This is a genomic window from Streptomyces sp. NPDC001599, from assembly GCF_042893535.1.
GTDB lineage: Bacteria > Actinomycetota > Actinomycetes > Streptomycetales > Streptomycetaceae > Streptomyces.
The window spans coordinates 76,987-98,689 of sequence record NZ_JBIAVA010000019.1 but is presented as its reverse complement, the minus strand read 5'-3'; the positions used below and the strand labels follow the sequence as shown (position 1 = coordinate 98,689).

At 72.3% G+C, this 21,703-nt stretch carries 17 protein-coding genes; 9 read left to right on the top strand and 8 right to left on the bottom strand.

Features of this window, described 5'->3' with window-relative positions; genetic code table 11:
- Window positions 1–120 precede the first annotated feature (120 nt).
- Window positions 121–1,002: a DUF3558 domain-containing protein gene (locus ACFYZ3_RS33520; protein WP_388525770.1), complete on the bottom strand. Its 882-nt coding sequence runs from the start codon at window positions 1,000–1,002 to the stop codon at window positions 121–123.
- A 204-nt stretch (window positions 1,003–1,206) separates the two neighbouring features.
- On the opposite strand from ACFYZ3_RS33520, the gene ACFYZ3_RS33515 reads away from it, so the two are divergent.
- Window positions 1,207–2,400, top strand: coding sequence for an RtcB family protein (locus ACFYZ3_RS33515; protein ID WP_388525767.1), 1,194 nt, complete (start codon window positions 1,207–1,209; stop codon window positions 2,398–2,400).
- 46 nt (window positions 2,401–2,446) lie between these two features.
- Here the strand turns inward: ACFYZ3_RS33515 and ACFYZ3_RS33510 are convergent, their stop codons facing one another.
- From ACFYZ3_RS33510 to ACFYZ3_RS33500, 3 genes are all read right to left on the bottom strand, one after another.
- On the bottom strand, window positions 2,447–3,241 hold the full coding sequence (locus tag ACFYZ3_RS33510; protein WP_388525764.1) for a hypothetical protein: 795 nt from the start codon (window positions 3,239–3,241) through the stop codon (window positions 2,447–2,449).
- Window positions 3,242–3,432: 191 nt separating this feature from the next.
- A complete protein-coding gene (locus ACFYZ3_RS33505; protein WP_388525761.1) occupies window positions 3,433–4,215 on the bottom strand; it encodes an SDR family NAD(P)-dependent oxidoreductase in 783 nt (260 codons plus the stop codon).
- Between the two features lie 44 nt (window positions 4,216–4,259).
- Window positions 4,260–4,598 (bottom strand): YnfA family protein, encoded by a 339-nt coding sequence (locus ACFYZ3_RS33500; protein WP_030145264.1) that lies wholly within the window; start codon window positions 4,596–4,598, stop codon window positions 4,260–4,262.
- Between the two features lie 95 nt (window positions 4,599–4,693).
- On the opposite strand from ACFYZ3_RS33500, the gene ACFYZ3_RS33495 reads away from it, so the two are divergent.
- The 5 genes from ACFYZ3_RS33495 (at window position 4,694) to ACFYZ3_RS33475 (ending at window position 9,042) form a co-directional block, all read left to right on the top strand.
- A complete protein-coding gene (locus tag ACFYZ3_RS33495; protein ID WP_388525758.1) occupies window positions 4,694–5,815 on the top strand; it encodes an LLM class flavin-dependent oxidoreductase in 1,122 nt (373 codons plus the stop codon).
- Window positions 5,812–6,480, top strand: coding sequence for a CE1759 family FMN reductase (locus tag ACFYZ3_RS33490; protein ID WP_388525755.1), 669 nt, complete (start codon window positions 5,812–5,814; stop codon window positions 6,478–6,480). Before ACFYZ3_RS33495 ends, ACFYZ3_RS33490 begins: the two co-directional genes overlap by 4 nt.
- A 107-nt stretch (window positions 6,481–6,587) precedes the next feature.
- Window positions 6,588–7,940: a transferase gene (locus ACFYZ3_RS33485; protein WP_388525752.1), complete on the top strand. Its 1,353-nt coding sequence runs from the start codon at window positions 6,588–6,590 to the stop codon at window positions 7,938–7,940.
- Window positions 7,937–8,449 carry a hypothetical protein gene (locus ACFYZ3_RS33480; protein ID WP_388525749.1) on the top strand — a complete coding sequence of 171 codons (513 nt, stop codon included), beginning with the start codon at window positions 7,937–7,939 and terminating at the stop codon, window positions 8,447–8,449. The genes ACFYZ3_RS33485 and ACFYZ3_RS33480 overlap by 4 nt, the downstream gene beginning before the upstream one ends.
- 59 nt (window positions 8,450–8,508) lie before the next feature.
- Window positions 8,509–9,042 carry a hypothetical protein gene (locus tag ACFYZ3_RS33475; RefSeq protein WP_388525747.1) on the top strand — a complete coding sequence of 178 codons (534 nt, stop codon included), beginning with the start codon at window positions 8,509–8,511 and terminating at the stop codon, window positions 9,040–9,042.
- Window positions 9,043–9,172: 130 nt separating this feature from the next.
- Here ACFYZ3_RS33475 and ACFYZ3_RS33470 read toward each other — a convergent pair whose 3' ends face one another.
- The 4 genes from ACFYZ3_RS33470 to ACFYZ3_RS33455 all read right to left on the bottom strand — a co-directional run bounded on the left by ACFYZ3_RS33470 (window position 9,173) and on the right by ACFYZ3_RS33455 (window position 13,946).
- Window positions 9,173–10,630: a macro domain-containing protein gene (locus tag ACFYZ3_RS33470; protein ID WP_388525744.1), complete on the bottom strand. Its 1,458-nt coding sequence runs from the start codon at window positions 10,628–10,630 to the stop codon at window positions 9,173–9,175.
- 227 nt (window positions 10,631–10,857) lie between these two features.
- Window positions 10,858–11,607, bottom strand: a complete 750-nt coding sequence (locus ACFYZ3_RS33465) for a TIR domain-containing protein (RefSeq protein ID WP_388525741.1) — start codon at window positions 11,605–11,607, stop codon at window positions 10,858–10,860.
- A complete protein-coding gene (locus tag ACFYZ3_RS33460; RefSeq protein WP_388525738.1) occupies window positions 11,604–13,205 on the bottom strand; it encodes a hypothetical protein in 1,602 nt (533 codons plus the stop codon). Before ACFYZ3_RS33460 ends, ACFYZ3_RS33465 begins: the two co-directional genes overlap by 4 nt.
- Before the next feature lie 6 nt (window positions 13,206–13,211).
- A complete protein-coding gene (locus tag ACFYZ3_RS33455; RefSeq protein ID WP_388525735.1) occupies window positions 13,212–13,946 on the bottom strand; it encodes a hypothetical protein in 735 nt (244 codons plus the stop codon).
- A gap of 307 nt (window positions 13,947–14,253) precedes the next feature.
- On the opposite strand from ACFYZ3_RS33455, the gene ACFYZ3_RS33450 reads away from it, so the two are divergent.
- The 3 genes from ACFYZ3_RS33450 to ACFYZ3_RS33440 all read left to right on the top strand — a co-directional run bounded on the left by ACFYZ3_RS33450 (window position 14,254) and on the right by ACFYZ3_RS33440 (window position 21,692).
- Window positions 14,254–14,433: a hypothetical protein gene (locus tag ACFYZ3_RS33450; protein ID WP_388525732.1), complete on the top strand. Its 180-nt coding sequence runs from the start codon at window positions 14,254–14,256 to the stop codon at window positions 14,431–14,433.
- A 170-nt stretch (window positions 14,434–14,603) separates the two neighbouring features.
- On the top strand, window positions 14,604–16,637 hold the full coding sequence (locus ACFYZ3_RS33445; RefSeq protein ID WP_388525729.1) for a flotillin family protein: 2,034 nt from the start codon (window positions 14,604–14,606) through the stop codon (window positions 16,635–16,637).
- An 87-nt stretch (window positions 16,638–16,724) separates the two neighbouring features.
- The gene (locus ACFYZ3_RS33440) at window positions 16,725–21,692 is read left to right on the top strand and encodes a DNA repair ATPase (protein ID WP_388525726.1); all 4,968 of its coding nucleotides are present in this window, start codon (window positions 16,725–16,727) and stop codon (window positions 21,690–21,692) included.
- The last annotated feature ends 11 nt before the right edge of the window (window positions 21,693–21,703 follow it).

Genomic DNA, 21,703 nt, shown 5'->3' with positions numbered 1-21,703 from the left:
CATGGCACTAGTGGTTCCTGCGTTCGGAACGGGTCCGAGCAGCCACCGTACGCGGTGAGGAAATCGTGCGGCCCCGCTTCGGCGGCAGCGCGCGCGGGCCCGGGGGAGCCCCGGCGGGACTCAGCCGCCCAGTGAATCCGCCAGCTGGGAGGCCAGTTTCCGCGCCATGTCCTGCATTTCCTCGCTGTCCGGGACGACTCCGAGCGTCGCCGACTGCTCCGCGTACTCGATGGTCACCATGACGTTCGACGTGCGGAACGCCACAGTCACGGTGCGCCGCTTCGCCGTCGAGCCGGAGCTGCTGAGCGCGTCGTCCACGAACGCCTCGTCGCCCAGGTCGTCCAGGAGCCGGGGCTGGACCTCGGCGGGGGACGCGGTCGACGAGGACGAGCCCGACGCCGAGGAGGAGGACGAGGGGGCGGACGCCGAGGACGAGGGCGTGCCGCCGGCGCCGGCGGCCGGTTCTCCGGACTCTCCGGGCTCCCCGGCGGACGACGAGGGGCTGCCGGACGGGGAGTCCGAGGTGGCGGACCCGGACTCCGAGACGACCGGCTCGGGCAGGTCGGCCGCCTCCACCTGCTGCGCGAAGAGCTGCTCGGCCTCGCTGTCGTCGCTCACGGAGCCGTCGTACGACACCACCCGCTCGAAGTCGACGAAGAGATGGTCGGTGGCCTCGGCCGACTCCACCTTCCAGCGGCAGCCGACCTTGCGGTCCGTGTCGTACGCGAGCGTCGGCTCGCCCCCGTACGCCTTCTCGCGCTGCTCCTCGTCCGCGATCTCCTCGATGCCGGGCAGGAGGGTGTCCAGCGCCTTGTGGCCTACCGCGCCGCACGGCTCCGGAAGGGTGCGGTACTTGCCGGGCTCGGCCGCCTCGGTCGCGACCCCGGGCTGCCCCGGGTTGGAGTCGTCCGCCGTGGCGCCGCCGCCCGAGCCGCCGGTGCAGCCGGCCAGCAACGCCGCCAGGAGGGCGGCGACGCCCGGTACGTAGGCCTTCCGCTGCACGGTGCGGCTCCTCTCGCCGGTGTGGCTGTGGTCGGTACTCCAGTGTCCCCGCTGGTTATTCGCTTGCCGCGCGGGGGCGTCCCCTGGAGACAATGTGTATCGCACGCGCCGCCGTGAACGCCGGTCAGTCGTCCCTTTGGCTGCCCTTGGTGCCGGTTTTGCGCTTTGAGACTTCTGTAGTTTTTCCGGGGGAATGAGGACGATATGTCGTACGTGGAGATGCCGGGCGCGAAGGTGCCGATCCGGATGTGGACCGACCCGGCGACGGTCGAGGAGGGCGCGCTCCAGCAGCTGCGCAACGTCGCGACCCTGCCGTGGATCAAGGGCCTCGCGGTCATGCCGGACGTGCACTACGGCAAGGGTGCGACGGTCGGCTCCGTGATCGCGATGCAGGGCGCCGTGTGTCCGGCGGCGGTCGGCGTCGACATCGGCTGCGGCATGTCGGCGGTGAAGACGTCCCTGACGGCGAACGACCTCCCGGGCGACCTGTCCCGGCTGCGCTCGAAGATCGAGGAGGCGATTCCGGTGGGGCGGGGGATGCACGACAGTCCCGTTGAGCCGGGGCGCTTCCACGGGCTGGCGACGGGCGGCTGGGACGACTTCTGGGGGCGGTTCGACGGAGTCGCCGAAGCGGTCAAGTTCCGTCACGAACGGGCCGGGAAGCAGATGGGGACGCTCGGATCTGGAAATCATATGATCGAATTTTGTCTCGATCAGTCCGGTGCGGTCTGGCTCATGCTGCACTCGGGCTCGCGGAACATCGGCAAGGAACTTGCCGAGCACCACATCGGCGTCGCCCAGAAGCTCCCGCACAACCAGGGTCTGGTCGACCGCGACCTCGCGGTGTTCGTCGCGGACACCCCGCAGATGGCGGCGTACCGCAACGACCTGTTCTGGGCGCAGGAGTACGCGAAGTACAACCGCACCCTGATGATGGCGCTCTTCAAGGACGTGGTTCGCAAGGAGTTCAAGAAGGCGAAGCCGGTCTTCGAACATGAGGTCTCCTGCCACCACAATTACGTGGCCGAGGAACAGTACGAGGGGATGGAACTGCTGGTTACGCGTAAGGGCGCGATCCGTGCAGGTTCCGGCGAGTACGGCATCATTCCCGGCTCTATGGGCACCAGCTCGTACATCGTGAGAGGCCTCGGGAACGAGAAGGCCTTCAACTCGGCATCGCACGGTGCAGGTCGGCGTATGAGTCGCAATGCCGCGAAGCGGCGTTACACCGTACGAGACCTGGAAGAGCAGACGCGGGGTGTTGAGTGCCGCAAGGACTCCGGAGTGCTGGACGAGATCCCGGGTGCTTACAAGAACATCGACCAGGTAATGGAGCAGCAGCGTGATCTCGTCGAGGTCGTGGCCAAGCTGAAGCAGGTCGTATGTGTAAAGGGCTGACCGACGATGAGCGCAGCGCAATCCGCCGCGCTCATCGCTTGGCCGGTCAGCCTGACAGTGCTGCTAGGCCATGCAGGAGCTTCCAGCGGCGGACTTGACAGGCACTCTTCGAGTACCCAAGCGCTGCTGCGGCGTCTGCGATCGTTGGCGCGTCGAGCAGAATCCGGTCCATCTCCCCCGTCCAGCAGATGCGCGGTGGCCTCGGCTTCGAGCCTGACGGGCGGACCCAGCTCGCGATGCTCTCGGCGGCTGCGTACTTCCGGGACAGTGACAGGCAGCCGGGGTAGTAGAGGTTTCTGCTCAGAATCTGCGCCGCCTCTGTGACGTACATGATGTTGTAGATGCCGTCACGCTGGTTGCGCTTGGCGGTCCGCTCCACACCGGTCGCCGCCTCTGCGAAGGAGCAGAGGCAGAGCACGATGGCGGTACTTGCTGAGGTCAGTGAAACGAACGGGTACCCCTGGCTGGTGTTGCCCAAGGAACCGTCTGCGTCGATGACGCCTCGCAGATAGTCGCGATCCGAGAACTCGACACTCGGCGGCCTGATCGCCTTCGACTTGCGGCCGTAAGGTAAGCCAATTTCGTTGAGCTTGGTCCTGGCTTCGAGAGAGTAGACGCTCCAGACCGCCGAGTGAGCGGTCTCGGCGAAGTTCGTGGAGCGTGTGCGCTCAGTGATGCTGCTGTTGTATGGGGTCAGTTCCTGGAACGTACGCAGGAGATCGATGTCCCGCGCGCTGATCTCGACGGTCAGTCGCCCTCGCTGCCGCGACTGCTGGGAGAGATGTCCGTCCGCCTGTAAGAAGCCGAACATGTACGCGTACTCGGGGACCGTGAGGTCCATGAACTGATGACCGCTAGGCTCGTGTTCAGCCACAGGGAAGCTCTACTTCCGTGTTGGTCAGGTCCCCGGCCAGGACCGGCATCCCGGTCGGGGGCCGTCACGTTGGATGTTGTGGCGCGAGCCTAGATCGCCAGTTCAACAGCCGTTCGGGTAATCGGACCCGCTTCACCCCTGTGAGTTACTCATCGGCGTCAGCCCTCCCGGTGCACCTTCGTGTTCGAGGCCTGGGCGCGGGGGCGGACGACCAGGAGGTCGATGTTGACGTGGGCGGGGCGGGTGACCGCCCAGGTGATGGTGTCGGCGACGTCGTCGGCGGTCAGCGGGTCGGCGACGCCCTGGTAGACCTTGGCCGCCTTTTCCTGGTCGCCGCCGAAGCGGGTCAGGGCGAACTCGTCGGTCTTGACCATGCCCGGCGCGACCTCGACGACGCGGACCGGGCGGCCGACGATCTCCAGGCGCAGGGTCTCGGCGAGGACGTGCTCGCCGTGCTTGGCGGCGACGTAGCCCGCGCCGCCCTCGTAGGTGGACAGGCCGGCGGTCGAGGAGACGACCACGATCGTGCCGTCGCCGCTCGCCTCCAGCTTGGGGAGCAGGGCCTGGGTGAGGTTGAGGGTGCCGATGACGTTCGTCTCGTACATGCGGCGCCAGTCGTCCGGGTCGCCGGTGGCCACCGGGTCGGCGCCGAGTGCGCCGCCCGCGTTGTTGACGAGGACGCCGACCGTCTTGAACGCGGTCGCGAACTCGTCGACCGCTTCGCGGTCGGTGACGTCCAGGGGGTAGGCCGTCGCCTTGTGCCCGGCCGCCTCGATCTCCTCGGCCAGCGCCTCGATGCGGTCCTTGCGGCGCGCGGTGAGGACGACGCGGTACCCGGCCGCGGCCAGCTGCCGGGCCGTGGCGGCGCCGATGCCGCTGCTCGCGCCGGTGACGACGGCGATGCGGGAGGCGGCGGACGGGGCGGCTGCTGCGGTGGCCATGGGGCTGCTCCTCGGTCGGTGGTGCGGGTCGCCGACCAGGGTAGTCAGCCGCCGTTGCGCGGGGCCCACATGATCAGGGCCATCCCGGCCAGACAGACCAGCGCCCCCGCGATGTCCCAGCGGTCCGGGCGGTAGCCGTCGGCGACCACGCCCCACAGGATCGAGCCGGCCACGAAGATCCCGCCGTACGCGGCGAGGATGCGGCCGAAGTGCGCGTCGGGCTGGAAGGTGGCGACGAAGCCGTACGCGCCGAGGGCGAGGACCCCGCCCGCCGCCCACAGCCAGCCGCGCTGCTCGCGCACGCCCTGCCAGACCAGCCAGGCGCCGCCGATCTCGAAGAGGGCGGCGACGACGAAGAGGGCGGCGGAGCGGAGGACCAGCATGGGGGCAGCTTCGCACGGACATGCGGAATAACGGCCGGGGGCCGACCGTTGGGCAGGTATAGTTGAACCGTCAACAAAACGGAGGTTGAGCGATCATGCAGTTCGGCATCTTCACCGTCGGCGACGTCACGCCCGACCCGACCACGGGCCGTACGCCGACCGAGCGTGAGCGCATCAAGGCCATGGTCGCCATCGCGCTCAAGGCCGAGGAGGTCGGGCTCGACGTCTTCGCGACCGGCGAGCACCACAACCCGCCCTTCGTGCCCTCGTCGCCGACGACCATGCTCGGCTACGTCGCGGCCCGCACCGAGCGGCTGGTGCTGTCCACCTCCACCACCCTGATCACCACGAACGACCCGGTGAAGATCGCCGAGGACTTCGCGATGCTCCAGCACCTGGCCGACGGCCGGGTGGACCTGATGATGGGGCGCGGCAACACCGGCCCGGTCTACCCCTGGTTCGGCAAGGACATCCGCGAGGGCATCAACCTCGCCGTCGAGAACTACAACCTGCTGCACCGCCTGTGGCGCGAGGACGTGGTGAACTGGGAGGGCAAGTTCCGCACCCCCCTCCAGGGCTTCACCTCCACCCCGCGTCCGCTGGACGGGGTCGCGCCCTTCGTCTGGCACGGGTCGATCCGCTCGCCGGAGATCGCCGAGCAGGCCGCCTACTACGGAGACGGCTTCTTCCACAACAACATCTTCTGGCCCGCCGACCACACCAAGCGCATGATCGAGCTGTACCGGGCCCGCTACGCCCACTACGGGCACGGCACGCCCGAGCAGGCGATCGTCGGCCTCGGCGGCCAGGTGTTCATGCGGAAGAACAGTCAGGACGCGGTGCGCGAGTTCCGGCCGTACTTCGACGAAGCGCCCGTTTACGGGCACGGACCGTCGCTGGAGGACTTCACCGCGCAGACACCGCTCACCGTCGGCTCGCCGCAGCAGGTGATCGAGAAGACGCTCGCCTTCCGCGACTACGCCGGTGACTACCAGCGCCAGCTGTTCCTGATGGACCACGCCGGGCTGCCCCTGAAGACCGTCCTGGAGCAGCTCGACCTGCTCGGCGAGGAGGTCGTGCCGGTGCTGCGCAAGGAGTTCGCGAAGGACCGTCCGGCGGGCGTGCCGGACGCGCCGACCCACGCGTCCCTGCTGGCCGCGAAGGCCGCCGGGCAGGACAAGCGGGACAGCCATGACGAGGAAGGGGTACGCGCATGAAGCTCGTCGTCGTCTCCGCGGGGCTGAGCGTGCCGTCGTCCACCCGGCTGCTCGCCGACCGGCTGGCCGCGGTCGCCGCCCCGGCGGCCACCGCGCCCGAGCCCGCCCCGGCCGACGTCCGGGTGATCGAGCTGCGCGACCTCGCCGTGGAGATCGCGCACACCTTCACCAGCGGCTTCCCGGCACCGGCGCTCGCGGACGCGTTCGCAGAGGTCGCGGCGGCCGACGGACTGATCGTCGTCACGCCGGTGTTCTCGGCGTCGTACAGCGGGCTGTTCAAGTCGTTCTTCGACGCGCTGAGCGTCACCGACGAGGACGCCCTCACCGGGAAGCCGGTGCTGATCGCCGCGACCGGCGGCAGCGCCCGGCACTCCCTGGTGCTGGAGCACGCGCTGCGGCCGCTCTTCGCCTACCTGAAGGCGGTGATCGTCCCCACCGGCGTGTACGCCGCATCCGAGGACTGGGGCGCGGAGGGGCTGGACGCCCGGATCGGGCGGGCCGCGGCCGAGCTGGCGGCCCTGATGGCGGGGCTGTCGGGGTCCTCGCGGGCGGCCGGTCCTTCGACGGGGCGCCCGCTGCCGAAGCGGGACTCCTTCGAGGAGGTCACGCCCTTCGCGGAGCGGCTCGCCGCGCTGAGCGTCCCGGGCCCGAGCCCGGCGCCGTAGGGCGGCTGCTGCCGGCGGGGGCCGGGCATCGGTCGTATCACCGGATCGTGTGACGCCGACGGGGTTCCCGCCGGGCCCGGTCGGCGGTTCACTACGGTGTGGCCAGGATGAGCAGACCCCAGCCGGGGCAGTCGCCCGACCGGTTACCCGAGCCGCCGCTGCCCCGGTGGCTGCCGGCGGTGTTCCCCGTGTCCCTCCTGGTGGCCGTCCTGTGGGGGCCGGTCCACGCGGCGGTGCTGTGCGGCGTGGCCTTCGTGGCGGTGGGCTACGCCACGACCAGGAAGCCCGCGCTGTGGCACCTGGCGGCCGGGACCGGGCTGTGCGCGACGGGTGTGCTGGCGCAGGCGTTCGCCTACTACCTGATGCTGCGGGACGGTTCGCTCGGCCCCCACGGAAGTGCGGCCGTCCTCTTCCTTCTGGGCCTCCAGTTCTTCCTGCACGGCAGGAAGGTGCGGCGGGCGGCGCAGCTCGCCCTGTCGGGACTGCGGCGGCACCGTGAGGAGAACGGGCTGCTCGAGCCCGCCGAGCCGCTCGGCGGCCCGCGGCCCGGGTCGCGCTGGATTCCCTTCGCGACGACGGGGATCTTCGGTGCGGTCGTCTCCGGGCTCGGCTCGCTGTTCCTCTGCTTCACCCTGCTCGCCCTGCGGGACCTGCTGACGACCGACGACAACCCGTGGTGGGCCTCCCTGGTCGTCGTCGGCCTGTTCGTGCAGACGGTCCTCTTCATCGGCCTGGGCAACACGATCCTGCGTACCTCGGTGCAGTACTACGACACGGTCGTCTCCTCCCCAAACGACCTCGCGGGCCGCCGGTACGTCCTCTACCTGCGCTCCTTCCGCGACGACCAGCGGCTCTCGCGCCCCCACCGCATCCCCCTGCCGGGTGCCTGGCTGGGCGCGGCCGTCGGCATCGGCCAGGGCGAGGAGGAGCGCATCGCCGACGCCCTCTCCTGGGCCGGGACCCTCGTCGGGGTGGGGGCGCCCGGGGAGCGTGTGCCCCGGGCCGGTGCCCGGCGGATGTACCTGCCGCCGGACGACTGGCAGACGCCGGTGAGCACCATGATGCGCGGCGCCGCACTCGTCGTGATCGTGCTGGGCAAGGGACGGGGGACGCTCTGGGAGATCCGCGAGGCGATGCGGATCCTGCCGCCGGAGCGGCTGCTGCTGCTCGTACCGATGAGGGAGAAGGCGTACGACGAGTTCCGCGCGCTCGCGGGCGACCTGACGCCCGGTGCGCTGCCCGCGTACCGGCGCGGCCGCGCTTTGTCGGCCCGGGTCCGGGGAATCATCCACTTCGAGCCGGACTGGACGGCGGAGTTCGTCGCCCTGCGCCGGCCCTCACCGCTCGAAGACCAGCTCGTGGGCTCTTTGGACCGTGCCATGTGGCCCGCCATGGTGCGCCTGACCGAACTCGAACTCGGACTCGAACGGCGGGCGGACGGGAGGCACGGCGAGGGATGAGCGACATGGGGGACGCGCTGTGGAACACGGAGGTCGGCCCGGCCGAGTACTCGGTGACCGACGACCGCTACCGGCAGGCGGTGCTCGACCAGTACAAGCTGTGCGTGGAGATGGCCGACCGGGTCAGCGCCCGGCGGAATCTGACCAACACGTTCTTCCTGTCGCTCAACAGCGCGGTGGTCGCCGTGCTGGCCGCGGTGGCCGGCGGCGCACTGGCCGGCGCGTCCGTCCCGTTGCTGCTGGCCGGGCTGGTCATCCTGCTCGTCCAGTGCGCCGCCTGGTACGTCATGGTGCGGTCGTACCGGCAGCTCAACCGCGCCAAGTACGCGGTGATCGGCGCCTTCGAGGAGCGGCTGCCGGCGTTCGCGTACAGCAGGGCGGAGTGGGGCGCGCTGGGCGAGGGCCGGGACTGGCGCCGGTATCTTCCCCTGACCTACGTCGAGCAGTGGGTCCCGGTCGTCTTCGCCGTCTCCTACGTGATGGGCTTCTGCGCCCTCGTCGCCCGGTGAGCCACGGGCCGCGATAGGATCCGGGGCCTGCCGGCAGGCCATCGACCGAGGGGGAGAGCGTGACGGCCCTCGCGGTGACCGGGCACATGGACCTGACGGAGGAGAGCCTCCCCGCGGTCCGCGCCGCCCTGGACGAACTGCTCGCCCGGTACCGGGACGTGGACCGGGACCGGGACGGGGGGCCGGGATCCGGGAAGACGCTGGTCGGGATCTCCTGCATCGCCAAGGGAGCCGACTCGCTGTTCGCCGAAGCCGTACTGGCCGTCGGCGGTCGCCTGGTCGTCGTCGTCCCTTCGCGTGACTACCGCCGCAGCACGGTCGAGCCCGACGACGCCCCCCTCTTCGACCGCCTCGCCGCCGCCGCCGACGAGGTCGTCGTACTGCCCCGCGAGAGGGCCGACCGGCAGGCGTACGAGGCCGCCAACGCCCTGCTCCTCGAACGTGCCGACCGGCTGGTGGCCGTGTGGAACGGCGAACCGCCCAGCGGCCGGGGCGGCGGCACCGCCGACCTGGTGCTCGCGGCCCGGGAGGCGGGGATCCCCGTCGACGTCGTGTGGCCGGCGGGGGCCGCGCGCCGGGCGGACTCCCGGTAGGAAGGGCCGCCGACCGGCGCGGACCGGCGCCGGAACCCGGCACTCGGAACCCGGAACCGGAAGCGGTTCGGAAGCGGTGCGCCGCTGGTTCCGGAAGCGGGATCGCTGATGCCGTAGGGGCATGTCGACGTCATCGGCGGCCGTACGCCCCACCGCTGTCGCCGGCGCCGGCACCGGTGTCCTGACTCCCGATGCCGGCGCCGACGTCGGCGCTGGTGCCGGCGCCGGCGGTGGTGTTCGTGCCGGGGAGGCGCCTGGTGCGCAGATAGGTGCCGAGCACCGACAGGTCGGTCCGCTCCAGGTCGGCCGGGCGGATCACGACGCGCAGCTCCGGGGCGGTCGCCGGATCGCGGCGGCAGTGGTCGGCGAAGCTCTCCACGATCATGAGCAGCAGCCGGGTGCGGTCCAGCTCCACGATCCGGGCCAGCCCGGAGCCGATCAGGGGGATGGCGAGCGGCCGGTACATCCCGTACCGGGCGACGGCCGGCCACAGGGTGTCCAGGCTCGCCCGCAGCTCGGCCGGTCCGGAGCGGGCGACGAGGTCGTTGCCGAGCCGGGAGTAGGCCACGGCGAAGACCCGGCGGCCGCCCACCGTCAGCGGCACGGTGGTGCCCAGGGGGTAGCGGACGCGCCGGCCGCGCGGCTTGTCCTGGGGCCGCTCGGTGCGCAGCGGCCGGAACGCCCGCAGTCCGGCCTGGATCCGGTCGTCCAGCAGCTTGCGCTCCCCGCCGAACAACCGCTCCACCAGCTGGCCCTGGACGCTGTCCCGGCTGATCACCAGGTCCTGCTCGGTGGCGGTGTCGAAGGTGTCGGTGAACCCGACGACCAGATTGGCGTCGTCCTGGTCGAACAGGTCGCCCCGCACCACCACGAGGTCACCGGCGCCGGGGAACGGCTGCCGCAGCAACTCCCGTCCGTGCCGCTCGCGCAGCCGGGCCCGCAGGGCGCCGAGCAGCTCGGCGACGTCCTGGTCGTCCGGCCGCTCCCGGGCCATCCGTTCCGCGACCGGCAGCGCGAGGTCGTGGCGGCCCAGGTCCATCCGGCTGCGGATCAGCTGGCGGCGGGCGGTCTCGTACAGCGTGGTGAGCCGGCGCACCAGCGGCCGCGCGAAGTCCTCGTCGCCCGCCTCGGCCAGGGGGCGGCCGCGCACCAGGGCCAGCGCCGCGGCCAGCCGGTCGGCGGCCGACGCGGGCGCCGCGAGCAGCGCGGAGTCGACCAGGTCCGTGAACTCCGCGCAGTCCAGTTCGCCGGGCGCGAGCACCAGCCGGTACGCCGTCTCGGGCGCCGGGCCGGCCAGCAGTTGCTCGGTGCGCAGCACCCGGGCGCCGTCACCGCGCTGCGCGGGATCGAGGGCGCGGCGCAGTTCGAGGACGCGCTTTTGCACCTCGTTGCGGTGGCGCTGCGCCGCGTGCGGCTGCTCGCCGTCGAGTGCCCACACGTCCCGGTGCAGCCGGCGCACCGGGACGGGCTCGCCGTCCGCCGCCACCAGCCGGACCAGCAGCCGTGTCGTCAACGGGGTCAACCGGGCGGGTACGCCGTCGATTTCGAGCCTGGCCGGACCCAGGACGCTCACACGGATGCGCGCCATACAAGTGGTCTCCACTCGCTTCACACTCTCCCGACCGGTGGTCGCGGGAGAGGTGTCGGCAGCGTATCAATTGTCCGTTTGGGGGAGTTGTGGTTTCGGTCGGTTCGTGCGGGGCCGGCCCCCGGGACACGTACCGCGGTGACGGGACGTGCCCCGGGGGCCGGTTGCGCCGGTCCCCCGAGCGGCGCCGGATCCGCCGGACGACTGCGCCGGCGGTGGCAGGAGGCCTACGGCCGGCGGCGGTAGGCGGACAGGTGGCGGAAGGGGTAGGTCTGGCGCCAGTCGGAGCCGGTGTCGTTGACCGTGCAGCCCGCCAGTTTCAGCCGCTCCACGACCTTGCCGAGCGCCGTCTCGGAGCCGTCGAAGCGGACCACGTTGCGGCCCGCGATGTCGGCGATCGGCCGCACCGCGCCGACCTCGACGATCAGCGTGCGCTCCGGGTAGGCCATCAGCACCATGCCCAGCTCGATCAGGACGTTCGGGCGCGGCTGGCACACCGGCCGGGTCTCGTGGTCCGGTTCGTCGTGGCCGCGCAGGTCCGGGTGGAGGGTGACGATGTCGTCCGGGGTGAGCAGGACCAGCGCCGCCTGGGCCTGGGCGGGGGCTCCCGCGACCACGTCGCCGAGGAAGGGGGAGGCCTGGCCGGTCGCCCGGACCAGGTCCTCCCACTCCTTGGGCCGCAGGTCGAGGCGGCGCAGCAGCTCGTACATCTCGCGCCGCACCTGGTCGTCCCGGCCGTGCACGACGAAGACGCTGCGGGCCCGCTCGGCGTCCCGGGGCACCGCGGCGGCCGGGCGCCGCCATCCGTCGGCGTACGGCTGTGCGGGCGGGGTGGACGGCGCGGGCGGCGCGGCGTGGACGGGGGAGTTGTCGCCGAAGGTCTGGGTGGTGTCGGTGTTGCCGGTGCTCTGGTTGCCCCCGAAGTTGTTGGTGCTGCCCTGGCCGAAGCTGTTGCCGTGGAACTGCTGGCCGCTCATGCCTGCCGTGCCTCCCTGGTGACGCCGGAGTTGTTGCCGAAGGTCTGGGTGGTGTTGGTGTTGCCGACGCTCTGGTTGCCGCCGAAGTTGTTGGTGCTGTTGGCGCCGAAGTTCTGCTGGAGGATGTTGGTCTGGTTCGCCTCGTGCTCCCGGGTGTCGACGTCGTGGTCGCGCAGGAAGTCGCCGACGATCTGCAGCAGATGGCGCTCGATGATCTGGATGTACTTGATCGCGTCCGACTCCTGGAAGAAGTGGTGGAAGGAGTGGTCGGGCGCCAGCTCGCGGACGCTGGTGAGGGCGCCGCAGTCCACCGCGGTCAGGGCGTAGCGGCCGAGCCGGAACTCGCTGGTGTCGGCGGGCTGGCCCACCAGCTTGCGGACGGTGTCGGTGGAGTGGCGGCTGGGCAGCCGTTCGCGCAGCGGGTTGGCGATCAGCCGCAGCAGCTCGCCGGGCGCGCTGCGGGTCACGTCCCAGGCGATGCGGCACATGAGCTTGCCGTCGATCGCGGCCGGCAGCCGGTCGGCGAGGTGGAAGCTCTCCGGCAGGGGACCGAGTACGTAGGTGTAGAACTCGGTGTGCAGCGTGCTGCCCTTGATGTCGAAGCCGATGAACACCGAGGTGACCAGCTCCTGTTGCCAGGCTCCGATGCGCACGCACAGGTACTCGCGGCGGGCGTCGTAGTCCTCCCGCCAGTGTGCGGCGGTGTGGTCGGGGTGGCCGGGGTCGGGCGTGTCCAGGAGCACGGCGACGGGGTCGCTGCCCTCGGCGGTCCGCACCGCCTTGGTGAACCGGCGCCGGTCGACGGAGAGCAGCTCGACGCGGTCGCTCGGCGCGGGCTTGTCGCGCAGTTCCGCGAGCAGCTCCTCGCAGACCCGGGTGGTGATGTCCTCGACCGTGAAGGGGATGATCGGCTTGCGTTCCGTCCTTCCGGCTTCGCCCGTGCCGCCCGTGCCGTCCGCGCCGTCCGCCGGTCCGTGCTGGGCGGGGAGGTGTCCGTTGAGCAGGTTCTGGCCCAGCGCGCCGGCCCGGGACTTCGGAACGCCGAGCAGCAGTTCCGCGTTGGCCCACCGTTTGACCGAGCCCCCGGCGCCGACGAAGGGCTTGTAGCCGCCGTAGTACACGGTGTCCGAGGCCTGCTCCCGGTTGATCTTGCCGACGAGTTCCGGGGTGAGGCGCGAGGTGATCGGGTGGGAGCCGTCGAACCCGGCGCGGTCGTCCGCCGGGGGCGCGAGGTGCTCGGCGAGGGTCTGCAGGATGGCGAGCCTGCGCAGGAACATCGTGGCCCAGGCCAGCCAGAACGCGAACAGGGCGGCCGTCCAGCCGTCCAGTACGTCCGCGGCGATGAGCAGCGCGATGACGACCGCGCCCGCGCCGAGGGCGATCAGCTGGTTGCGGCGCAGGTTGTGGGCGGCCAGGGCGTGCGCCAGGACGGGCGCGGCGTCGTAGCCGTAGGAGGGGGCCACGACCCGGTAGCGGTGGGTCAGCAGCTCCCGGATGACGGCCTTGCGGTAGACGGGGTCGAGGTAGGTGCCCGCGCACAGCAGGCGCGTGGCGTTGCTCGTGGCGTCCGGGGGCGGCGGGGCGGCGTGGGTGGTCATGGCTGCTCAGTTCCCTTCCCGCATGTCGGCCGAGGTGATGACGCCGCCGCTGACGGTGTAGGTGCCCTCGTACGTCGTCTGCGTGCCGTCGGTCTCCCGGGCCACGACCGTGACCGAGACGTCGTCGCCGGACGTGCCGGTCACGGTGACGTCGTCCCGCAGGGTCGTCTCGAAGCCGGCGACGAAGGAGTCGTAGTCCTGGTCGAGGTTCTTGCCGCCCAGCTCCCACGCGGTCGCGAAGTCGCGGTTGTTGATGGCGTCGAAGTAGGCCGTCACGGTCGCCTCCGGCCCGCTCCCGTCGGAGGTGGTGTCCTCGGTGGCCGTGTCGTCGGTCGTGGTGTCGTCCGTGGGGGTGCCGTCCGTGGTGTCGTCGCCGTATGTGCCGTCGCCGTACGTGTCGTCGTCGGTCGTGCCGTCGCCGTACGTGCCGTCCTCGTACGTGCCGTTGCCGTACGCGCCGTCGGGGTCGGTGCCGTCGCCCGAGGTGCCGTCGTCGGTCGTGCCGTCGTCGGTCGTGCCGGACCCCCAGCCCGGCAGCGCTCCGCTGCCGTAGAGCCCGTCGGTGGCGGGCGCCCCGTCGTCCGGGCCGGTCGTGGCGAGCACGACGGCCAGCACGACTATGAGGACGAAGGGGACCGCGATCACGGTCAGGGCCTGGTTGCGTACGGGGCCGGGCGTGAGTGCGAGCCCCGGTGCGGGGTAGGAACCCCGGGCGCCGGACGGGACGCGTGTACTGCTCATCTGTCACCTCATTGCCGCCGGTATCCGGCCGGGCGGATACGGCACGCGCCCCGAGTGGGCCGATGTGCCATGTGCATCGACCGATCCGACCAGTGGCGGCGCTTCCGGAACCAGATTTCCGGGGTTCCGATGCGCTTCCGATCGGCTTCCGGTATGGCCGCCCCGCTGATCGCTCCGCCGGTCCTCCCGGGGCGGTTCACCGGCACCCAAGGCCGGGTGAACGCTTCCGGGAACCGGCAATGCGGACAGGTGGCACCGCCACGCATCATGGGGCGCACGGGGAGCACTGCGGAGAGGGGGCCGGACGATGACGAAGACGACGAAGACGAAGACGAAGACGACGAAGACGTCGAAGACGAAGACGTCGAAGACGACGACGCACAGTCCGTTCGTTCGCCCCCTCCACCGGCTCCGCCCCCGTCCTGACGAACCCGGCCGCGCCCTTCGCGCCGCCGGCGCCGCGGCACACGGCCGCCGCGCCGTCTGAAACCCGCCTCCCGCCCCTGCCGGGGCCCCGCAGGGGCGCGGTGTGCCCGAAGACCCGACGCCCGGCCCGCGCCCGTCCGAACGGGCGTCACCACACCCACGGCTGCGGCGGCCGGCCGCACCACGACCGGCCGCCCGTGACAGCCCTCTCCCGCCGTAAGGACGTATGCCATGGAAGTCATCGGTGTCCTCGCCCTCGTCTGCCTGCTCCTCGTCGCCGTCGTGCTGTTCGGCGTCTCTCGGCTCTTCCGCAAGGTGGAGCAGGGCAAGGCGCTGATCGTCTCGAAGATGCGCAAGGTGGACGTGACCTTCACCGGTCAGGTGGTGCTGCCGGTGCTGCACAAGGCCGAGGTGATGGACATCTCGGTGAAGACGATCGAGATCACGCGGGCCGGCAAGGAGGGGCTGATCTGCCGAGACAACATCCGGGCGGACATCCGCATCTCGTTCTTCGTCAAGGTCAACAAGACCGCCGAGGACGTCGTCAAGGTCGCCCAGGCGGTCGGCACGGCCCGCGCCAGCGACCGGGACACGCTCCAGGAGCTGTTCCACGCGAAGTTCTCCGAGGCGCTGAAGACCGTCGGCAAGCAGCTGGACTTCACCGACCTCTACACCAAGCGCGAGGAGCTGCGGTACCGGATCATCGAGGTCATCGGCGTCGACCTCAGCGGATACCACCTCGAGGACGCGGCCATCGACTACCTGGAGCAGACGCCGCTGACCCAGCTGGACCCGGCCAACGTCCTCGATGCCCAGGGCATTCGGAAGATCACCGAGCTGACGGCCGTCGAGCACGTGCGCACCAACGAGGCCCGGCGCACCGAGGAGAAGGAGATCACCCGGCAGAACGTCGACGCGCGCGAGGCCGTACTGGAGCTGGAGCGCCGGCAGGCCGACGCCGAGATCAAGCAGAAGCGCGAGATCGACACCACCCGGGCCCGCGAGGAGGCCGAGACGGCACGGGTGGTGGAGGAGGAGCGGTTGCGCGCGCAGGCGGCCTTCCTGCGCACGGAGGAGCAGCTCGGCGTGCAGCGCGAGAACCAGGCCCGTGAGGTCGCGGTCGCCGCGAAGAACCGCGAGCGGGTCATCGCCGTGGAGAACGAGCGCATCGAGAAGGACCGCATGCTGGAGGCCATCGGCCGGGAGCGGGAGACCGAGCTGACCCGGATCGCCGCCGAGAAGGAGGTCGAGGCGGAGAAGCGGGACATCGCCGAGGTCATCCGCGAGCGCGTCGCCGTGGACCGCACGGTCGCCGAGCAGGAGGAGTCCATCAAGAAGCTGCGCGCCGTGGAGGAGGCGGAGCGAGACCGGCAGACCGTGATCATCGCCGCCGAGGCCCAGGCGCAGGAGCGGCTGGTCAAGGACATCAAGGCCGCCGAGGCCGCGGAGGCCGCGGCCACCCACCGCGCCGCCGAGGAACTCACCATGGCCGAGGCCCGGTTGAAGAGCGCCGACCTGGAGGCGCAGGCCAAGCTGCGGATGGCCGAGGGACTCCAGGCCGAGGCCGCCGCGCAGGGGCTGGCCGCGGTCCAGGTCCGCGACAAGGAGGCCGAGGTCATCGAGAAGGCCGGCCGTGCGGAGGCGGAGGCGACCGGTGCCCGGATGCGCGCCGAGGCCGAGGGCGCGCGGGCCAAGGCCCTGGCCGAGGCGGAGGCCATCGGCGGCAAGCTCAAGGCAGAGGCCGCCGGGCTCACCGAGAAGGCCGCGGCGATGGCCGCCCTGGACGACGCCTCGCGCGGCCACGAGGAGTACCGGCTGCGCCTGCAGGCGGAGAAGGACATCCGGCTGGCCGGGCTCGACGTGCAGCGGCAGGTCGCCGAGGCCCAGGCCACGGTGCTCGCCACCGGTCTGGAGAACGCCGACATCGACATCGTCGGCGGCGACACGGTCTTCTTCGACCGCCTGCTGTCCTCGATCGCGCTCGGCAAGGGCGTCGACGGGTTCGTCAAGCACTCCGAGACGGCACAGGCCCTCGCGGGGCCCTGGCTGGACGGCTCGTCGAGCTTCACCGACGACCTGACCCGCGTGCTGGGCTCCTTCTCCACGGCCGACGCGCAGAACCTGACGGTCTCCGCGCTGCTGATGAAGCTGATGAAGTCGGGCGGCACGGACGCCGGGCAGGTCCAGCGCCTCCTGGACCGCGCGGGCGAACTGGGCCTCGCCGACACCCCGCTCACCGCGCCGAACGGCACGGCCAGGGTCTGACCGGCCACCACAGACCGGGTGCCGGGACCGCCGTACGGGGGTCGGCGGCTTCGGCACCCCCCGCCTCCTGGAAGGGACCAACCGCTCATGGCCACCGCTGCGGAGACGGCTACGACGTCCGCCACGGTCACATCCGCCACGGTCGCGTACGACACCGCCGACGCCGGCGCGTACGAGGTGCTGCGCGACCGTCTCGCCGCGCAGAGCGCCGACCTCGCCCGCCGCGCCGGACTCCTCAACACCCGCCGGGTGGCGGAGTTCGGCTCGGCCCGGCTGGAACTGGCCTCCACCGAGCGGCTGCGCACCGAGCACCCGGGGGTGCCCCGCGACCTCGCCGCCGTCAGCGACGCCCTGCTCCTCGGTTCCACCGGCCGCCCGGGCCACCACACCCGGACGGCGGCCGTGGCGGACGTCTTCACGCTGTACGACCGCGACCTGAACCCGCTGCCCGAGTCGGCGGTGCCGGGCCTGCTCGACGACCCGGCCTTCGCACGGGAGTTCGCCGACCTGCACCGCTACTACCGGCAGGCCCGGCTGCTGCGGCTGCGCCCCGTCAGCGGCAGGCTGCTGGCCGTCTTCCGCACCGGCGAGAAGGCCGACGACATCCGCGTCCTGCGCTGGGAACTCACCGAGGACGGGCGGGCGGCCTTCCTCGACGCGCGGGGCGAACGCGACGACGTGTTCCCCCCGTCCCACGACTTCGAGTGGACCGCCGCGAGTCGCGAGGACCACGTCCTGGGCCGCCACCCGCACGTGTCGGTGCGCGGCGAGTTCCATGTCAGCGCGGTCGGCGGCGCCCTCACCGTCAAGCTGGAGGACGACACCGAGACCGCCGGGGGCGTCTACTCCGAGCCCGTCGACGAACCCCTCCAGTCCCTGGCCGACGCCGACATCGCGCACGCCCGGGTCGGCGCCCTGATCCTGCTGCGCGTACGGCCCTACAAGGAGGACACCGACCGGTACCTGGTCTTCAACACCCTCACCAAGTCGGTGGTCCGCCTGGACGGCATCGGCCTGGCCTGCCGCCGCCTGCCCGACGACCAGGGCATCGTCTTCCCCGGCGGCTACTGCCTGGCCACCGGCGTTCACAAGTCGTACGAACTCGACGCGGCCGGGCTTGAGTTCGAGCGGGAGATGCGCTCGCCGAACGGCGAGGACGTGCTGTACGCATTCCACGCGCGCGGCGAGAGCCGGGGCCTGCTGCTGTCGTACAACACCATCCGCAAGGAGGTCGCGAACCCGCTGCCCTGCCGGGGCTGGGCCCTGGCGGAGGACGGCACCTTCACCGTGCTGCGCGCGGACGGCGACGAACCCGCCCAGGTGCACCCCGTGCAGCTGTGGCACTCGCCGTACGTCTCCGACACGCACGCCGCCGCCGCGCCCACCGGGAGCGGACCCCTGGCCCGCGTGGGCAACGCCGACCTGGTGCGCGGCATCTCCGCCTGTCTGTCCGTCGCCGGGGCCGTCGGCGAGGGCATCACCACCGCCGAGGGCTACCGGGCGCTAGCCGCCTCCTGCGTGCGCGCGGCCGACGGCCACCACTGGCTGGGCGAGGCGGACCTGGGCGACCTGGCGGGCGCGCTGGCCGCGGTCCGGGAGACCGCCGAGCAGGTGCTGGCCGAGTTCGAGACGGTGCGGGACCTGACCCGGCGGGCGGCCGAGGCCCGCGACGAGGCCGCCGAACGGATCGCGTCGGTGGTCCGGCGGCTGCGCGGCGAGGCGCCCAAGGAGGCCGCCGCCTGGGTACGGGGCCTGACCGAACTGCGGCACGCCCACGGGCACCTGCTGACCGTCAAGGAGATGCGGTACGCCGACGCCCCCGGCATCGACGCCCTCGCCGAGGAGGCCGAGGCGTCCCTCGCGGAGCTGGGCCGGCGGGCCGTGGCCTTCCTCGCCCGCGAGGACGCCTTCGACGCCCAGCGCGCGGACGTCGAGGCGCTCGTCGCCGACGCGGAGGCCATCACCACCGTCGCCGAGGCCGGGCCGGTCGCCGCCCGGCTCGACGAACTCGCCGACGGGCTGCGCACGGTCACCGACGTCGTCGCCGAGCTCGACATGGGCGACGCCACGGTCCGCACCGCCCTGCTGGAACGCGTCGCCGCCGTCCTGGGCGGCGTCAACCGCGCCCGCGCCACCCTCGACGCCCGCCGCCGTACCCTGCTCGACCACGAGGGCCGCGCCGAGTTCACCGCCGAGACGGCCCTGCTCGGGCAGGCGGTCACCGCGGCGCTCGCCGCCGCCGACACCCCCGAGCGCTGCGACGACCAGCTGGCGCGGCTGCTGGCCCGTCTGGAGGACCTGGAGTCCCGCTTCGCGGAGTTCGACGGCTTCCTCGCCGAACTCGCCGGCAAGCGCACCGAGATCTACGACGCGCTCGCCGCCCGCAAGCAGGCCCTCGCCGACACCCGCGCCCGCCGCGCGGAGCAACTCGCGGCCTCCGCCGCCCGGATCATGGAGACGATCACCCGGCGGTGCGCCACGCTCGCCGACGCCGACGCGGTCAGCACGTACTTCGCCTCCGACCCCATGCCGGCCAAGGTCCGCCGCACCGCCGAGGAACTGCGCGCCCTCGGCGACACCGTCCGTGCCGAGGAACTGGACGGGCGCCTCAAGTCGGCCCGCCAGGAGGCCGCCCGCGCCCTGCGCGACCGCACCGACCTGTACGCCGACGACGGCCGCACCCTGCGCCTGGGCGCCCACCGCTTCGCCGTCAACACCCAGCCCCTCGACCTCACCCTCGTCCCCGACGGCGACGGGCTTGCCTTCGCCCTCACCGGCACGGACTACCGCTCACCGGTGACCGACCCGGACTTCGCGGCCACCCGCGCCCACTGGGACCGCACCCTCCCCTCGGAGTCCCCCAGCGTCTACCGCGCCGAACACCTCGCCGCCCGCCTGCTCCGGGAGCACGGCGCGAGCGCCCTCGCCGGCGCCGACGACCTGCCCGCCCTCGTCCGCGAGGCCGCGCAGGAGGCGTACGACGAGGGCTACGAGCGGGGCGTGCACGACCACGACGCGACGGCCGTCCTGACGGCGCTGCTGCCCCTGTACGACAGGGCCGGGACCCTCCGCCACGAACCGGCCGCCCGCGCCGCCGCCCAGCTCTTCTGGGCCCACGGCACCACCCCGCGGGCCCGCGAGACGTGGACCCGGCGCGCCCGCTCCCTGGCCCGCGCCCGCGACACCTTCGGCCTCTCCGCGGCGATCGAGGCCCTGGAGGAGGAACTGGCGGGGGCCGTCGGCGCTTGGCCGGGGCCGGGGCCGGGGCCGGTGGAGACGGTGGACGGCCCCGCGGCCGCCGCGTACCTCTTTCACGAACTGACCACCGACCCCGACGGCTTCGTCCTCGGTGCCGGCACCCGCACGCTCCTGGAGAAGTTCCGCCGCACCGTGGGCACCCCGGCCTACGACGAGGACCTGGCCGCGCTGGACGACCTGGCCGCCCGCGGGCAGCTCGCCGAGGCGTGGATCTCCTCGTACGCCGCCGCCACCGGCACCGGACTCACCCCCGGCGACCTGGCCGAGGCGGTCGCCGCCGAGCTGTGCCCGGACCTGCCCCGCTACGACGGGGACGCCCCGCCGACGGCCACGGCCGAGGGCCTGCTGGGCAGCCACCCGCGCACAACGGGTGGCCGGCTGCCGCTGCGCCTCGACGAGTTCCTCGCCCGCACCGCGCGCTTCGCGGCCGAGGACGTCCCCGCGTTCCGCGCCTACCAGCGGCGCCGTACCGCCCTCGTGGGCGCCGAGCGGGCCCGCCTTCGCCTGGACGACCACCGGCCGCGCGTCATGTCCGCCTTCGTCCGCAACCGCCTCGTGGACGAGGTCTACCTGCCGCTCGTCGGCGACAGCCTGGCCAAACAGCTCGGTGCCACCGGCGACGGCAAGCGCACCGACACGGGCGGCCTCCTGCTGCTGCTCTCCCCGCCCGGGTACGGCAAGACGACCCTGGTCGAGTACGTCGCCGAGCGCCTCGGTCTGATGCTGGTGAAGGCCAGCGGCCCCGCGCTCGGCCACGGCGTCACCTCGCTCGACCCGGCCGACGCCCCGAACGCCACCGCACGCCAGGAGGTCGAGAAGATCAACTTCGCGCTGGCGGCCGGGAACAACACGCTGCTCTACCTGGACGACATCCAGCACACCTCCCCGGAGCTCCTCCAGAAGTTCATCCCGCTGTGCGACGCCACCCGCCGCGTGGACGGCGTGTGGGACGGCGCACCCCGCACCTACGACCTGCGCGGCAAGCGCTTCGCCGTCTGCATGGCCGGCAATCCCTACACGGAGTCCGGTGCCCGTTTCCAGGTCCCCGACATGCTCGCCAACCGGGCCGACGTCTGGAACCTCGGCGACGTCCTCACCGGCAAGGAGGAGGCCTTCGCGCTCAGCTTCCTGGAGAACGCGCTCACCGCCAACCCGGTCCTGGCCCCGCTCGCCGGCCGCGACCGTGCCGACCTGGAGCTGCTCGTCCGCCTCGCCACCGGCGACCCCACGGCACGAGCCGACCGCCTCGACCACGCCTACCCGCCGGCCGAACTGGAGCGGATCCTGTCCGTCCTGCGCCACCTGGTGGCCGTCCGCGAGACGGTGCTGGCCGTCAACGCCGCCTACATCGCCTCCGCGGCCCGGTCGGACGAGACCCGTACCGAACCCGCCTTCCGGCTCCAGGGCTCCTACCGCAACATGAACAAGATCGCCCAGCGCATTCGCCCCGTCATGAACGACGCCGAACGCGCCGCCGTCCTCGACGACCACTACACCGCCGAGGCGCAGACCCTGACCCACGGGGCCGAGGCCAACCTCCTCAAGCTCGCCGAGCTGCGCGGCACGCTCACCCCCGAGCAGGCCGACCGCTGGGCCGAGGTGCGCACCGCCCACGTCCGCGCCCGCACCCTGGGCGGCGGCCCCGGCGACGACCCGCTCACCCAGGCCGTCGCCGCCCTGGGCCTGCTCGCGGACCGGGTCGCCGCCGTCGAGTCCGCCATCACCCGCGCCGCCGACCCCCGCCCCCTCCCGGCCGGCCCGCACGCGCGGCACGCCGCCGGCGGACCGGAACGGTGACCGCGGGGCCG